The organism is Kocuria sp. WN036 (assembly GCF_002287015.1).
GTDB classification, from domain to species: Bacteria; Actinomycetota; Actinomycetes; order Actinomycetales; family Micrococcaceae; genus Kocuria; species Kocuria rosea.
Genome location: NZ_NSKF01000013.1, coordinates 37,112 through 51,468, shown reverse-complemented (window position 1 = coordinate 51,468; position 14,357 = coordinate 37,112). Strand labels below are relative to the sequence as shown.

Sequence of the window (14,357 nt, the reverse complement as noted above, 5' to 3'; positions counted from 1 at the left end):
CCGGGTCCGCCCGGAGCGGGCGGACCCGGCCCAATGGGGGCCTGGCCTAGTGCGCGGCCGCCTTCTCGGCCTTCAGGTCCTCGTCCTGCTTTGCCCCCGGCTTGGCGTCCACCCCGGCCTCCCGGCGCTGCTGCGGGGTGATCGGCGCCGGGGCGGCGGTCAGCGGGTCGAACCCGTTGCCGGTCTTCGGGAACGCGATGACCTCGCGGATGGAGTCGGTCCCGGCCAGCAGGGCGACCACGCGGTCCCAGCCGAAGGCGATGCCGCCGTGCGGGGGCGCGCCGTACTTGAAGCCCTCGAGCAGGAACCCGAACTTCTCGTCGGCCTCCTCCCGGCCGATGCCCATGACCTCGAAGACCCGCCGCTGCACGTCCTGCTGGTGGATGCGGATCGAGCCGCCGCCGATCTCGTTGCCGTTGCACACGATGTCGTAGGCGTAGGCCAGGGCGTGCTCGGGGTCCTGGTCGAAGGTGTCCAGGAACTCGGGCTTGGGCGAGGTGAACGCGTGGTGCACGGCGGTCCACTGGCCGGCGCCCACGGCGACGTCGCCGGACTCGACGGCCTCGGCCGCGGACTCGAACAGGGGCGCGTCCACGATCCACACGAACGCCCAGGCGTCCTCGTCGATCAGCCCGGTGCGGTGGCCGATCTCCACGCGGGCCGCGCCGAGTAGCGCGCGGGAGGACTTCTTCTCGCCGGCGGCGAAGAAGATGCAGTCCCCGGGCTGCGCGCCGGTCGCGGCGGCGAGGCCCTCGCGCTCGGCCTCGGTGATGTTCTTGGCCACCGGCCCCGTCAGGGTGCCGTCCTCGCCGACGAGGACGTAGGCCAGACCCTTGGCCCCGCGCTGCTTGGCCCACTCCTGCCAGGCGTCCAAGGTGCGGCGCGGCTGGGACGCCCCGCCGGGCATGACCACGGCGCCCACGTAGGGGGCCTTGAACACGCGGAAAGTGGTGTCCTGGAAGTACTCGGTCAGCTCGGTGAGCTCGAGGCCGAAGCGCAGGTCCGGCTTGTCGGAGCCGTACTTCGCCATCGCCTCGGCGTAGGTCATCCGGCGGATGGGCGTGGGAATCTCCACGTCGATGAGCTTCCACAGCGCGGCCACGATCCGCTCGCCGAGGGCGATGACGTCGTCCTGCTCCACGAAGGAGGCCTCGATGTCGAGCTGGGTGAACTCGGGCTGGCGGTCGGCGCGGAAGTCCTCGTCCCGGTAGCAGCGGGCAATCTGGTAGTACTTCTCGATCCCGCCGACCTGCAGCAGCTGCTTGAACAGCTGCGGGGACTGCGGCAGGGCGTACCAGGAGCCCGGGGCCAGACGGGCCGGGACCACGAAGTCGCGGGCGCCCTCGGGGGTGGAGCGGGTCAGGGTGGGCGTCTCCACCTCGGTGAACCCGTCCTGGTGCAGCATCTCGCGGGCCACCCGGTTGGCGTCGGAGCGCAGGCGCATGATGCGGGCCGGCTCCGGACGGCGCAGGTCCAGGTAGCGGTGCCGCAGGCGGGCGTCCTCGCCGACCTCCACGTGCTCGTCGATCTGGAAGGGCAGCGCGGCGGCGGTGTTGAGCACGGTCACGGTCTCGGCCATGACCTCGACCTCGCCGGTGGCCAGCGCCGGGTTCTCGTTGCCCTCGGGGCGGCGCTCCACGGTGCCGGTGATCTGCAGGACGAACTCGTTGCGCAGGTGGTGGAAGTCCGCCTCGTCGCGCACCACGATCTGGGCGACCCCGGAGGCGTCGCGCAGGTCCAGGAAGGCCACCCCTCCGTGGTCGCGGCGCCGGCCGACCCAGCCGGCCAGCGTGACGGTCTCTCCGATGTGCTCGGCGCGCAGGGCGCCGAGGTTGTGGGTGCGCAGCACTGAAAAACCCTTCGTTGTTCGGGAGGTGCGGACGGGGCCGCGCCCGCGGCGCGTTTCCCCAGGATTCACCGGGGACCCCTACTCTCGTTCCGTGCACGAGTTTACAGCCCGGGCCTCCGCCGCCAGGACGACGACAGGACGACCATGAGCACCTCCCCCGGCCACCCGGCCCTCGCCCGCCGCCTGGGCAGCCTCGACGCGACGGTGATCGGGGTGGGCTCGATGGTCGGCGCCGGGGTGTTCGTGGCCTTCGCCCCGGCCGCGGGGTTCGCCGGCCAGTGGCTGCCGCTGGCGCTGCTGCTGGCCGCGGTGGTCGCCTGGTGCAACGCGACGTCCACCGCCCAGCTGGCCGCCGTCCACCCCGCCTCCGGCGGCACGTACGTGTACGCGAACCGGCAGCTGGGCCCGTGGCCGGGCTTCGTGGCCGGCTGGGGCTTCGTGACCGGCAAGACCGCGTCCGCGGCGGCGATGGCGCTGACCTTCGGCCTCTACGCCGCGGAGCTCACAGGGGCCGACGACGCCGGGGCGCGGCTGCTCGCCGTGGCCGCCGTCCTCGGTCTCACGGCGGTGAACCTGGGCGGGGTCACCCGCACCGCCCGGCTGACGAAGCTGCTGGTCGCCCCGGTGCTGGTGGTCCTGCTGGCCGTGGTCGTGCTGCTGTTCTCGGGCACCGGCCCCACTGCGGGCGGGGCCCCTGCGGGGGACGGCCCCGGGTGGGACGGGACCGGCTGGGGCGTGCTGCCGGCGGCGGGCACCCTGTTCTTCGCCTTCGCCGGCTACGCCCGGGTCGCCACCATGGGCGAGGAGGTCCGGGACCCGGCCCGCACCATCCCCCGGGCCGTCCTGGGGGCGCTGGCGTTCACGCTGCTCCTCTACGGGCTGCTCGGCCTCGGGCTGCTGCGCTTCCTCGGCGTCGACCGGCTCGCGGTGTCGGCCGCCCCGCTCCTGACGGTGGTGCGCGAGGCCGGCTGGGCGGCGGGGCCGACGACCGCGGGCGCCGTCGTCGTCACCGCGGCCGCCGCCCTGGCCACGCTGGGGGCGCTGCTGGCGCTGGTCGCCGGGATCTCGCGCACGGCCCTGGCCATGGCCCGCGAGCGGGACCTCCCGGGGCCGCTGGGCGCGGTGTCGCAGCGGCACCGGGTGCCGTGGGCGGCGGAGCTGGCCGTGGCCGGGCTCGTGGTGGTGCTCGTGCTGGTCGGCGACGTCCGCACGGTCATCGGCTTCTCGAGCTTCGGCGTGCTCGTCTACTACGCGCTGGCGAACCTCTCCGCGCTCACCCTCCGGCAGCGCCCGGGGTGGGCGCCCCGGGCGGTCAACGCGCTCGGCCTGGCCGGCTGCCTGGTGCTGGCGTTCACGCTGCCGTGGCAGTCCGTGCTCACGATGCTCGGCGTCTTCGCCGTGGGCCTGGCCGGACGCGCCCTGGTCCTGTCCCGGCGGCCCTGACCTCCCCCGCGCCGGTCAGGAGCCCGCGGCGCGCACGACCGGGCGCAGGTCCTCGGCCGGCGGGGACCAGGAGGCCGGGTCGGCGGAGACCTGCTCGCCGGAGCGGATGTCCTTGACCTCGTGGGCGAGCGAGCCGTCCTCGCCGCGGACCGTGAACCACACGTAGGGGATGCCGCGGCGCTCGGCGTACTTGATCTGCTTGCCGAACTTGGCGGCGCTCGCCGAGACCTCGCACGCGATGCCGCGCTCGCGCAGCTGCTGGGCCACGTCTTGGGCCGGGGACCAGGACTCCTCGTCCGCCAGGGAGATCAGCACCGCGGTGGGGACCTTGCGGGAGGGCGCGGCCATCCCCTGGGACAGCATGCGGGTGACCAGCCGGGTGACGCCCACGGACAGGCCCACGCCGGGGTAGGTCTTCTTGCCGGTGGACGCGAGGGACTCGTAGCGCCCGCCGGAGCACACGGAGCCCAGCTGCTCGTGGCCCACCAGCACGGTCTCGTAGACGGTGCCGGTGTAGTAGTCGAGGCCGCGGGCGATCGAGAGGTCGGCGACCACCGTGCCGGGGGCGCGCCGGGAGGCCTCCCCCACGACCTCGGCGAGCTCGCGCAGCCCCTCCTCGAGCAGCTGGGTGTTCACCCCCAGCGCGCGGACCTGCTCCACGAAGGACGTGTCCTCGGTGCGGATCGCCGCCAGCTGCAGCGCGGCCTGCGCCTGCTCGGGGGTGGCGCCGACCTCGTCGCACAGGGCCTGGGCCACCCGCTCGGGGCCGATCTTCTCGAGCTTGTCGATGTTGCGCAGCACCCCGGCGGTGTCCTGCAGCCCGATGCCCTGGTAGAACCCCTCGGCGAGCTTGCGGTTGTTGACCCGTAGCACGAACGGCGGGATGGGAAGCTTGGACAGGGCGTCGATCATCACGAGCGCGAGCTCCACGTCGTAGCGGAACGGCAGCGCGCCGTCGCCCACCACGTCGATGTCCGCCTGGGTGAACTCGCGGGCCCGGCCCTCCTGGGGGCGCTCGCCGCGCCACACCTTCTGGATCTGGTAGCGGCGGAACGGGAAGGCGAGGTGCCCGCCGTTCTCCACCACGTACCGGGCGAAGGGAACGGTGAGGTCGAAGTGCAGCGCCAGCTGGTCGTCACCGCGCTCGGCGGGGGCGGCGTCCTCGTCCTCCTGCAGCCGGGAGACGACGTAGACCTCCTTGTCGATCTCGCCCTTGCGCAGCAGCTGGCCGACCGTCTCGACGGCGCGGGTCTCGATCGAGGAGAAGCCGTGCAGTTCGAAGCTCTCCCGCAGGACGTCGAGGACGTGCAGCTCGACCAGACGCTCCTCCGGAAGCCATTCGGGGAAACCGGACAGGGAGGTCTTGCGGGCCATGGGGACGTGCTCCTCGGGTGGATCGGCGGCGGGACGGGTGGACGGCCGGCCCGGACGGGCCCGACGGTTCCGCACTCATCCTAGGGATCCCCGCGCGCCCGGCCCAAAGCCCCGCCCGGACCGGACCCGGACCGGCCCTGGACCCGGCCCCGCGCTCTGCCCCCGTCCGGAGCCCCGCCGGGCGCGGCGCAGGGGCACCGGGGAGCGCCCGGCGGCCGGAGCAGGCGGCCTCGGTAGTATGGGCAGGACGATTGTCCGAAGCCGGGCGACGACGCGGGGCACGCTCCCGGGGTCGGCACCCGGCGAGAGCGAAAGAGTTCCAGCGGTGACAGAACGTCTCGAATCCGACGACCAGCCCACGCCCCGCCCCGTCCCCGCCCCGGGACCCGTGCCGAAGCCGGGGGTCCCCCGGCCGGGCGCCCCCGCGGCGCCGGCGCAGGCCTCCCCCGGCCCGGCCCCCACCCCCGCGGCGGTCCCGCCGTCCGCGGCCCCGGCGGCGACCCCGTCGGTGACCCCGGGCGCAGCCCCGTCGGCGGCGGCGCCGGCCCTCGCCTCCCCGGAGTCCGTGGCCCGCGCCCGGGCCTTCGGGCGGGTCACGGAAGACGGGCACGTCTACGTGGTCGTCGACGGCGAGGAGGTCCTCTGCGGCCAGTTCCCGGACGCGACCGAGGACGAGGCGCTGGGCTACTTCGCCCGGAAGTTCGACGACGTCGAGGCGCAGGTGGCGCTGCTCGAGCAGCGCGTGGCCGCGGGCGCGCCCTCGGCCGACATGCAGAGCACCGTGGACCACCTCGCCGAGCAGGTCGGCCAGCGCAAGATGCTCGGGGACGTCAAGGCCCTCGAGTCCCGGCTGGAGGCCCTGCGCCCGGCGATCCGGGAGCTCGAGGCCGCCGAGCGGGCCGCCCACGAGGCGCAGCGCGCCCAGAACGTCGCGGCGCGGGAGGCGATCGTGGCGGAGGCGGAGCAGATCGCCGCCCAGGACCCGCAGCGCACGCAGTGGAAGCAGTCCTCGGCCCGGATGGCGGAGCTCTTCGACCAGTGGAAGACCCACCAGAAGTCCGGCATCCGTCTGGGCCGGGCCGCGGAGGACGCCCTGTGGAAGCGGTTCCGCACGGCGCGCACCACGTTCGACCGGCACCGCCGTGCGTTCTTCTCGCAGCTGGACGCCGACAACTCCGAGGCGAAGAAGGCCAAGGAGGCCCTCATCGCCGAGGCGGAGGCCCTGTCCGGCTCCACCGACTGGGGCGCCACGGCCGCGGAGTACCGCCGTCTGATGGACCGATGGAAGGAGTCCAAGCGTGCCTCCAAGAAGGACGACGACGCCCTGTGGGCGCGGTTCCGCGCCGCCCAGGACACCTTCTTCGCGGCGCGCAAGGCCGACAACGACCGGATCGACGAGGAGTTCGAGGGAAACCTCGCCGTGAAGGAGCAGCTGCTCGCCGAGGCGAAGGCGCTGCTGCCGGTCACGGACCTCAAGGCCGCCAAGCACGCCCTGGGCGACATCCTGGACCGGTGGGAGCAGGCGGGGAAGGTCCCGCGCGCCCACATGCGCCGGGTCGAGGCCGAGCTGCGCACCGTGGAGGACGCCGTGCGCCAGGTCGAGGACGAGAAGTGGCAGCGCTCCAACCCGGAGACGAAGGCACGGTCCAACTCGATGCTCACCCAGCTCGAGTCGAAGATCGAGGACCAGGAGGACGCGCTGGCCCGGGCGCAGGCCACCGGGGACACCAAGCGCGCGGCCAAGCTGGAGGGCGAGCTCGCCACCAGCCGCCAGTGGCTCGAGACGCTGCGCCGATCGGCGGCCGACCTGCGCTGACCGGGGACGCCCCGGAAGGCCCCGCGGCCGCGCTGTCCACAGCGCGCCGCGGGGCCTTTCCCGTGCCGCGGCCGTGGACGAGAGTGGGCCCATGGACGCCCCGCCCTGGCACCCCGACACCCTGTACCTGCCCGCACGGCCGTTCTCGCGCGCCGAGCTCTCGGCCCTCGTCACGGACGGAGTGCTCGTGCCCGTGGTGCTGGAGGCGCACGTGCTGCGCGGGCGCCCGGTGACCCGGGCGGTGAAGGTCGCGGCGCTCGAGGCGCAGCTGCCGCCGCACCTGCTGCGGCGCGGGGTGCTCGGGCGGCTCTCCGCCGCGTGGTTCTACGACTGCGCCGGGCGCCCCAGCATCCTGCCGGTGCTGCTGGACAAGCTGCGCCGCACCACGATGTCCCCCGTGCCGGAGGGCCTGGCGCTGCACCAGGTCACGCTGGGCGGCTACGACGTCCACGACGCCGGGCCGGTGCACGTCACCACGCCGCTGCGCACCGCGGTGGACCTGGCCCTGCACGTGCCGGGAAAAGAGGGGACCGCGGCCCTGGAGAAGCTCATGCACGCCCCGCACCTGCACTGCCCGCCCCCGCTGGTGCAGGCCGCGCTCGAGAGCTTCGAGCGGATGCCCGGCCGGCAGGCGGCGCTGCTGCGGGTCCGCCGCGCCGCCCGCGCCGTCGGCCGCCCCCTGCGCTGACAGGGGCGGCCGGGCGGCTCACCGACCGGAGGGCTCCGAGATGGGGCGGTTGCCCGAGGTGCGGTAGACGTCGTAGACCCCGTCGATCCGACGGACCTGGTTGAGCACGTGGTCCAGGTAGCGGGGGTCGCCCATCTCGAAGGCGAAGCGGGAGATCGCCAGCCGCGACTTCGAGGTGTGCACGGACGCGGAGAGGATGTTGACGTGGTTCTCGGAGAGCACCCGGGTCACGTCCGAGAGCAGGGACTTGCGATCCAGGGCCTCCACCTGGATCTCGACCAGGAACACGCTGGACTGGGTGGGCGCCCACTCGACCTCGACCACCCGCTCGGTGGAGGTGAGGGCGAGCATGTTGGCGCAGTCCTTGCGGTGCACGGAGATCCCGGTGCCGCGGGTGACGAAGCCCATGATCTCGTCCGGCGGCACCGGGGTGCAGCAGCGGGCCAGCTTGACGTAGACGTCCGAGGCGCCCTGGACCGTCACCCCCGAGTCGGACACGCGCGGGCGCACCGGCTGGGTGGCGATGGTGGTCTCCGCGAAGTCCTCCTCCGCGCCGTCGGCCCCGCCGAGGTCGCCCACGATCTTCGCGACCACGTCCTGGGCGCTGACCACGTCGGAGCCGATCGCCTCGTAGAGGGAGCTGATGTCGGTGCGGTGGAAGTCCTGCGCCACCGCGAGCAGGGACTCCTGGGTGAGCGTGCGCTGCAGGGGCAGGTGGTGCTTGCGCAGGGCGCGGGTGAGGGCGTCCTTGCCCTTCTCGATGGCCTCCTCGCGGCGCTCCTTGGAGAACCACTGGCGGATCTTGTTGCGCGCCCGCGGGGACTGCACGAACTTCAGCCAGTCCTGGGACGGTCCGGCGTGCTCGGACTTGGAGGTCAGCACCTCCACCCAGTCCCCGTGCTGGAGCTCCGAGGACAGCGGCACGAGCTTGCCGTTGACCCGGGCCCCGATGGTCTTGTGCCCCACCTCGGTGTGCACGGCGTAGGCGAAGTCCACGGGCGTGGAGCCGGCGGGCAGGGCCATGACCTCGCCCTTGGGGGTGAAGACGTACACCTCGGACGTGTTGATCTGGTAGCGCAGGGAGTCCAGGAACTCGGAGGAGTCCTGGGTCTCCTCCTGCCAGGACACGAGCGAGCTCAGCCAGGCGAGGTCCCCCTCCATGGCCTTCGGGGTCGCGGAGTTCGCCTGGTTGGCCTGGTCCTTGTACTTCCAGTGCGCGGCCACGCCGTACTCGGCGCGGCGGTGCATCTCGTGGGTGCGGATCTGGATCTCCACGGGGCGCCCGTCCGGGCCGATCACCGTGGTGTGCAGTGACTGGTACATGTTGAACTTCGGCATGGCGATGTAGTCCTTGAACCGCCCCGGCAGCGGCCGCCACCGCGCGTGCAGGGCGCCCAGGGCCGCGTAGCACTCGCGCACCGTGCTCACCAGGACCCGGACCGCCTGCAGGTCCTGGATCTCGTCGAAGTCCTTGCCGCGCACGATCATCTTCTGGTAGATCGAGTAGTAGTGCTTGGGGCGGCCGGTGATGGTCGCCTCGATGCCGGCCTCGGAGAGGTCCAGGGCGATCCGCTCGCGGATCTTGGCCAGCGACCGCTCGCGCTGGGGCTGGCGCTCCCCCACCATCCGCACGATCTCCTCGTAGACCTTGGGGTAGAGCGCCGCGAAGGCGAGGTCCTCGAGCTCCCACTTGATGGTGTTCATCCCGAGCCGGTGGGCCAGCGGGGCGAAGATCTCGAGGGTCTCGCGCGCCTTCTTCGAGGAGGAGGTCTGGGAGACGAAGCGCCAGGTGCGGGCGTTGTGCAGGCGGTCGGCGAGCTTGATGACGAGCACGCGGATGTCCTTGGCCATCGCCACGATCATCTTGCGCACGGTCTCGGCCTGCGCGGCGTCCCCGTACTGGACCTTGTCCAGCTTCGTCACGCCGTCCACGAGGGCGGCGACCTCGTCGCCGAACTCGGCGCGCAGCTGCTCCAGGGTGTAGTCCGTGTCCTCGACCGTGTCGTGGAGCAGGGCGGCCACCAGGGTGGCGCCCGTCATGCCGAGCTCCGCGAGGATCGTGGTCACGGCCACGGGGTGGGTGATGTAGGGGTCGCCGCTCTTGCGCTTCTGGCCCTCGTGGCACTTCTCGGCGACCTTGAAGGCGCGCTGGAGGACCTCGAGGTCCTCCTCGGGGTGGGTGGCGCGCACGGTGTGCAGCAGCGGCTCGAGGATCGGCGAGTGGTCCATGGGCCGGCCGGAGAGGTAGGACAGGCTCGAGCGGGTGCGGTCGCTGCGGCCCGGGAACACGGCCCGGCCCAGCATCGGCCGGGACGCGGGCACCACGTAGTGGGTGCCGGCCATGTCCGAGCGGCGCGGCGGCGTCGGTGCGGCGCTCTGGCCCGTGGGGACGGCCCCGTCGTCGGACGAGCTCATGGCCGGGACTTCCTTCCCAATCGATGCACGCGGGGCGGCGGCCGTGCGGCCGCCGCCCCTGTCCTCGTCCCCGGTCCGGGTCCGACGTGTGCTGCTGTGGCGGTCCGCACCTGCACGGCCCGCCCTACGGTGGCTACAGTCTAGTGCGCGAGCGCCTCCTCGGCGGCACGCTCGGCGGACGCCCCCGCACGGGCCTCCTGCTCCTGGATGGCGGGCTCCCCGCGGCGCAGCAGCGCGTAGAGGGGCGCGGCCACGAACAGGGTGGCGGCGGTGCCCACGATGATCCCGACGAACAGGGACAGGGACAGGTCCTTGAGGGTGCCCGCGCCCAGGACGAGCCAGCCGATGAACAGGATCGAGCCCACCGGCAGGATGCCGACCACGGAGGTGTTGATCGAGCGCACGAGCGTCTGGTTGACGGCGAGGTTCACCTGGTCGGAGTACTTCCGTCCGGCCCGCTCCGGCGGGGCCGTGCCGTCGAGCAGGCCCTCGGTGTTCTCCCGGACCTTGTCGAAGACCACCACGGAGTCGTAGAGCGAGTAGCTGAGCACCGTGAGGAAGCCGATCACCGCCGAGGGGGTGACCTCGAAGCCCACGAGCGAGTAGATCCCGGCGGTGATCGCGACCGAGGCGAGCATGCCGGCGATCGCCGAGACGGACATCTTCCAGGTGCGGAAGTACAGGGCCATCAGGGCGGTGGCCAGGACCACGAAGACCACCAGGCCCTGCAGTGCCTGGCTGGTGACGCCGGCGCCCCAGGTGGGCCCCACGAAGTTGGAGGTGACCTCCTGCTCGCTCACGCCGTAGGCCTCGACCAGGGCGTCCTTGACGGCGAGCGTCTGGTCGTCGTCGAGCTGCTCGGTGCGCACCCGGACGGTCTCCGGGGCGATGTTGGTGACCTCGACCTCCGCGGCGTCCGAGGAATCGGCGACGGCCTGCTGGCCGGTCTCGATGTCCGGGTCGGCCACGGCGGACACGGTGAACTCGGACCCGCCGGTGAAGTCGATGCCGAGGTTGAAGCCGCCCTTGGCGACGGGCACGAGCAGGGAGAGCAGCACGAGGACGCCCACGATCGCGAGCCACCGCTCGGCCCGGCCCACGAAGGGGTAGGAGGTGCGCCCGCTGTGCAGGGCGTTGCCGAAATCTGCGAACCGGGACATCAGGCGTTCTCCTCGGGGGTGCGGGCGGCGGACGACGGCGCGCCGACCGGCGCGCCGTCCGGTGCCGCCGCGGGCGGGGGGTCCTGCGGCGCGGTCCGTCCCGCGCGCCGGCGCCGCTCGGCGATGGTCAGCCCGTCGTGCTCCGCGGAGGGCTCGCGCAGCCGTCCGGCACCCCGGTACAGGGGCACCGCGTCGAGGGCCTCGGGGCTGAGCCCCGAGTGCTTCCCGCCGCCGCCGAAGTAGCGGGTGCGGGCGAGCATGACCATCACCGGGTGCGTGAAGAGGAAGACGACGAGGAGGTCGGCGATCGCGGTCAGCCCGAGGGTGAAGGCGAAGCCGCGCACGTTGCCCACGGCCACGAAGTACAGCACCGCCGCGGCCAGCAGGTTCACGGCCTTGGACGCGAGCACGGTCTGGCGGGCGCGCTGCCAGCCGTGGTCGACCGCCGCGGGGATGGAGCGGCCGCTGCGGATCTCGTCGCGGATGCGCTCGAAGTAGACGATGAACGAGTCGGCGGTCTGGCCGATCGCCACGATCAGGCCCGCCACGCCGGCCAGGGACAGCCGATAGTTCGCGGACCAGCCCAGCAGCGTGATCGCCAGCCAGGTGAGCACGCCCGCGACCACGAGCGAGCTGATGGTCACCAGTCCCAGCAGCCGGTACTGGAAGAGCGAGTACACGCACACGAGCACCAGGCCGATGATCCCGGCGATGATGCCCATCCGCAGCTGGTCGGCGCCCAGGGTCGCGGAGATCTGCTGCTCGGACTGGATGTCGAAGCTCATGGGCAGCGCGCCGTACTTGAGCTGTTCGGCCAGGAACTGCGCCTGCTCCTCGGTGAACTGACCAGTGATCTGGGCCTGGCCGTCGGAGATCACGGCGTTCATCGACGGGGCGGAGACCACCTGGCCGTCGAGCAGGATCGCGAACTGGCTGCGGGGGTCGCCGGGCGTGGCGGTGCCGATGCCGTAGAGCCGCTCGGAGAGCTCCCGGAAGGTGTCCGTGGCCTCGGGGCCGAACTGCAGGTTCACGGCGAACTGGTTCAGGGAGACCCCGGTGGAGTTCTGCGCCGTCCCGTAGGACGCGTCCTCGATCCCGGTGCCTTGGATCTCGACCGGGCCCAGGAGGTACTTGGTGCCGGTCTCGGGCTCGCAGGCGATGGTCGGGGCGTCGGCGTCCTGGGCCTCCCGCTCCTCGGGGGACTGCGGCACGGTGCAGTCGGCCTCCTCGAACTCCCGGAACAGGTCCGGGGTGATCCAGTTCGGGTCGGAGGCGTCGGTGGGCTCGGCCGTGGGCTCGGGCACCTCGTCGTCGGCGACGCGCTGGTCCTCGGGCACCGGCTCCGCCGCGGCGGTGGTGAGCACGGGGCGGAAGTTCATCTGCGCCGAGGTCTGGATGAGCTCGCGGGTCTGGGCGGAGGGCACGCCGGGCATGGAGACCACGATGTTGTTGCCGGACTGGGTGGCGATCTCCGCCTCCGCCACGCCCGAGCCGTCGACGCGCTGGCGGATGATCTCGACGGCCTGGTCCAGCTGCTCGGCGGTGATCTCCTGGCCGGCGTCCTCCCCCTGCAGGGAGGGGGAGAGGATCATCTGCGTCCCGCCCTCCAGGTCCAGGGCCAGCTTGGGGCCCCAGCCGGTGCGGTCGGTGCCCGCGCCCCAGGCCAGGAGCCCGGCCAGCAGGGCGAGCAGCACGGCCAGCCCGATCAGGGACCGCCGGGCGGTCGAGAGGGCGGCCCGCACCCCCGAGCGCGCCGGCGCGGTCGAGCCGCCCCGCCCGGACGGGCCGTCCGGGGCGGCGGGCCCCGGGTCAGCGGGGGTCTTGCGTGTGGTCAGTGCCATGGTCTTCCTTACGAACGACGGCCCGGTGAGGCCGGGCCTGTGCATGGGAACGGGCCGACCAGTGGTCGGCCCGTCGTCCCGTGTGGGGGGTCAGTCGTTGCGCTGCCCGGGCTCGCGCCGGGCGTCGTCGTCGAGGGGTTCGACCGGGGTCGATCCCGCGCCGGGGGCGTCGGGCTCGACCACCGACGGCGCCGCCTCGGTCTCGGCGGCGGGGGCCGCCTCGTCCTCGACGACTGTGGTGACGGTCTGCAGGTGCACGGTCACGGCGGTGCCCGGGGCGATCTCGAGGACCACCTTGTTGGTGTCCCGGTCGATCGAGCGCACGGTGCCGTAGAGGCCGTAGTTCGTCATGACCTCGGTGCCGGGGCCCATGGCCGCCTGCTTCTCCTTGACCTGGGCCACGGCCTTCTTCTGTCGGCGCATGGGCAGCCAGAGCAGGAGCACCATGGCCACGAGCATCAGGGGCAGCAGCCAGGCCGTGCTGCCTCCCGTGGGCTGGGCGGCCTGGGCGGGGAGGGACTGGACGAGGAGGAGCGGGCTCACGGACTTCCGTTCGATCGGTGGTGGGTGTCCTCACCATGGTAGGTGATCCGGCCCGTCAGCGTCCTGGACGGCACCCGGGAGGCAGCCCCCGGGTCTGCGGCCGCGCTCAGTCCTCGAACAGCGGCGGGACGTCCTCGGCGGCCGGGGCCGCGGCCGTGCCGCCGAAGGCGGCCCGCAGCCCGGGGTCCTTGAACGCCGCGTGCTCGGGCGGGCGCAGGCCCAGGTGGTCCCAGGCGGCGGCCATCGCGATCCGGCCCCGGGGGGTCCGGCCGAGCAGGCCCTCGCGGACCAGGTAGGGCTCGGCCACGGTCTCGACCGTCTCCGTCTCCTCCCCCACGGCGATCGCCAGGGTGGACAGGCCCACCGGCCCGCCGCCGAACTTCGTCACGAGCGCCTCGAGCACCGAGCGGTCCAGCCGGTCGAGGCCGCGGGTGTCCACCTCGTACATGTCGAGGGCCGCGGAGGAGGTGCGGGCGTCGATCCGCTGGATGCCGTGCACCAGCGCCCAGTCCCGCACCCGGCGCAGCAGCCGGTTGGCGATGCGCGGGGTGCCCCGGGAGCGGGAGGCGACCTCGGCGAAGCCCTCCGCGGTCATCGCGAGGTCCATGAGACCGGCGGAGCGGCGCAGCACGAGCTCGAGCTCCTCCACGGAGTAGAACTCGAGGTGGCCGGTGAAGCCGAAGCGGTCGCGCAGCGGGCCCGGCAGCAGGCCGGCCCGCGTGGTGGCGCCCACCAGGGTGAACGGCGGCAGGTCCAGCGGGATGGAGGTGGCGCCGGCGCCCTTGCCCACCACGATGTCCACCCGGAAGTCCTCCATGGCCATGTAGAGCATCTCCTCGGCGGGCCGGGACATGCGGTGGATCTCGTCGAGGAACAGCACCTCCCCCTCGGTCAGGGAGGACAGGATCGCGGCGAGGTCGCCGGCGTGCTGGATGGCCGGGCCGGAGGAGATCCGCAGGGGCGCGCCCATCTCCTCGGCGATGATCATGGCCAGGGTCGTCTTGCCCAGCCCGGGAGGACCGGAGAGCAGGACGTGGTCGGCGGAGCGGCCCCGCAGCCGCGAGGCCTCGAGCACCAGGGACAGCTGCTGGCGCACCCGCTTCTGCCCCACGAACTCGTCGAGGTTCGCGGGCCGCAGCGCCGACTCGAGCTGCTTCTCGTCGGGCTCGTCCTCCCCCGAGACCAGCCGGTCCCGGGAGTTCACGGCGGCGCCGTCGTCGCGGGCCAC

The 14,357-nt window shown here is 73.1% G+C and carries 10 protein-coding genes; 3 read left to right on the top strand and 7 right to left on the bottom strand.

The window, feature by feature from the left end:
* Positions 1 to 46 precede the first annotated feature (46 nt).
* Positions 47 to 1,849 (bottom strand): aspartate--tRNA ligase, encoded by a 1,803-nt coding sequence (gene aspS / locus CK505_RS09765; RefSeq protein ID WP_095650949.1) that lies wholly within the window; start codon positions 1,847 to 1,849, stop codon positions 47 to 49.
* Between the two features lie 144 nt (positions 1,850 to 1,993).
* Between aspS and CK505_RS09760 the strand changes: the two genes are divergently transcribed.
* Positions 1,994 to 3,292 carry an APC family permease gene (locus tag CK505_RS09760; protein ID WP_095650948.1) on the top strand — a complete coding sequence of 433 codons (1,299 nt, stop codon included), beginning with the start codon at positions 1,994 to 1,996 and terminating at the stop codon, positions 3,290 to 3,292.
* Between the two features lie 15 nt (positions 3,293 to 3,307).
* Here the strand turns inward: CK505_RS09760 and hisS are convergent, their stop codons facing one another.
* Entirely contained in the window at positions 3,308 to 4,666 is a 1,359-nt protein-coding gene (gene hisS / locus CK505_RS09755) for a histidine--tRNA ligase (protein WP_095650947.1), read from the bottom strand.
* A gap of 388 nt (positions 4,667 to 5,054) precedes the next feature.
* Here hisS and CK505_RS09750 point away from each other — a divergent pair, with 388 nt between their 5' ends.
* Both CK505_RS09750 and CK505_RS09745 read left to right on the top strand, forming a co-directional pair.
* Positions 5,055 to 6,482, top strand: coding sequence for a DUF349 domain-containing protein (locus CK505_RS09750; RefSeq protein ID WP_095650946.1), 1,428 nt, complete (start codon positions 5,055 to 5,057; stop codon positions 6,480 to 6,482).
* 91 nt (positions 6,483 to 6,573) lie between these two features.
* On the top strand, positions 6,574 to 7,170 hold the full coding sequence (locus CK505_RS09745) for a type IV toxin-antitoxin system AbiEi family antitoxin (RefSeq protein WP_095650945.1): 597 nt from the start codon (positions 6,574 to 6,576) through the stop codon (positions 7,168 to 7,170).
* Positions 7,171 to 7,188: 18 nt separating this feature from the next.
* Here CK505_RS09745 and CK505_RS09740 read toward each other — a convergent pair whose 3' ends face one another.
* The 5 genes from CK505_RS09740 to ruvB all read right to left on the bottom strand — a co-directional run bounded on the left by CK505_RS09740 (position 7,189) and on the right by ruvB (position 14,357).
* Positions 7,189 to 9,474: a bifunctional (p)ppGpp synthetase/guanosine-3',5'-bis(diphosphate) 3'-pyrophosphohydrolase gene (locus tag CK505_RS09740; protein ID WP_255250930.1), complete on the bottom strand. Its 2,286-nt coding sequence runs from the start codon at positions 9,472 to 9,474 to the stop codon at positions 7,189 to 7,191.
* Between the two features lie 251 nt (positions 9,475 to 9,725).
* Positions 9,726 to 10,745, bottom strand: coding sequence for a protein translocase subunit SecF (gene secF, locus CK505_RS09735; RefSeq protein ID WP_170122830.1), 1,020 nt, complete (start codon positions 10,743 to 10,745; stop codon positions 9,726 to 9,728).
* On the bottom strand, positions 10,745 to 12,586 hold the full coding sequence (gene secD, locus CK505_RS09730) for a protein translocase subunit SecD (protein WP_095650943.1): 1,842 nt from the start codon (positions 12,584 to 12,586) through the stop codon (positions 10,745 to 10,747). Before secD ends, secF begins: the two co-directional genes overlap by 1 nt.
* A 90-nt stretch (positions 12,587 to 12,676) precedes the next feature.
* The gene (yajC, locus tag CK505_RS09725) at positions 12,677 to 13,129 is read right to left on the bottom strand and encodes a preprotein translocase subunit YajC (protein ID WP_095650942.1); all 453 of its coding nucleotides are present in this window, start codon (positions 13,127 to 13,129) and stop codon (positions 12,677 to 12,679) included.
* Positions 13,130 to 13,235: 106 nt separating this feature from the next.
* Positions 13,236 to 14,357 (bottom strand): Holliday junction branch migration DNA helicase RuvB, encoded by a 1,122-nt coding sequence (gene ruvB, locus CK505_RS09720; RefSeq protein WP_052133035.1) that lies wholly within the window; start codon positions 14,355 to 14,357, stop codon positions 13,236 to 13,238.

Bases quoted from the DNA above. Each gene is read 5' to 3' on its own strand.
- secD (WP_095650943.1), bottom strand. From the start codon at position 12,586: ATGGCACTGACCACACGCAAGACCCCCGCTGACCCGGGGCCCGCCGCC.
- CK505_RS09740 (WP_255250930.1), bottom strand. From the start codon at position 9,474: ATGCTGGGCCGGGCCGTGTTCCCGGGCCGCAGCGACCGCACCCGCTCG.
- hisS (WP_095650947.1), bottom strand. From the start codon at position 4,666: ATGGCCCGCAAGACCTCCCTGTCCGGTTTCCCCGAATGGCTTCCGGAG.
- secF (WP_170122830.1), bottom strand. From the start codon at position 10,745: ATGTCCCGGTTCGCAGATTTCGGCAACGCCCTGCACAGCGGGCGCACC.
- CK505_RS09745 (WP_095650945.1), top strand. From the start codon at position 6,574: ATGGACGCCCCGCCCTGGCACCCCGACACCCTGTACCTGCCCGCACGG.
- CK505_RS09760 (WP_095650948.1), top strand. From the start codon at position 1,994: ATGAGCACCTCCCCCGGCCACCCGGCCCTCGCCCGCCGCCTGGGCAGC.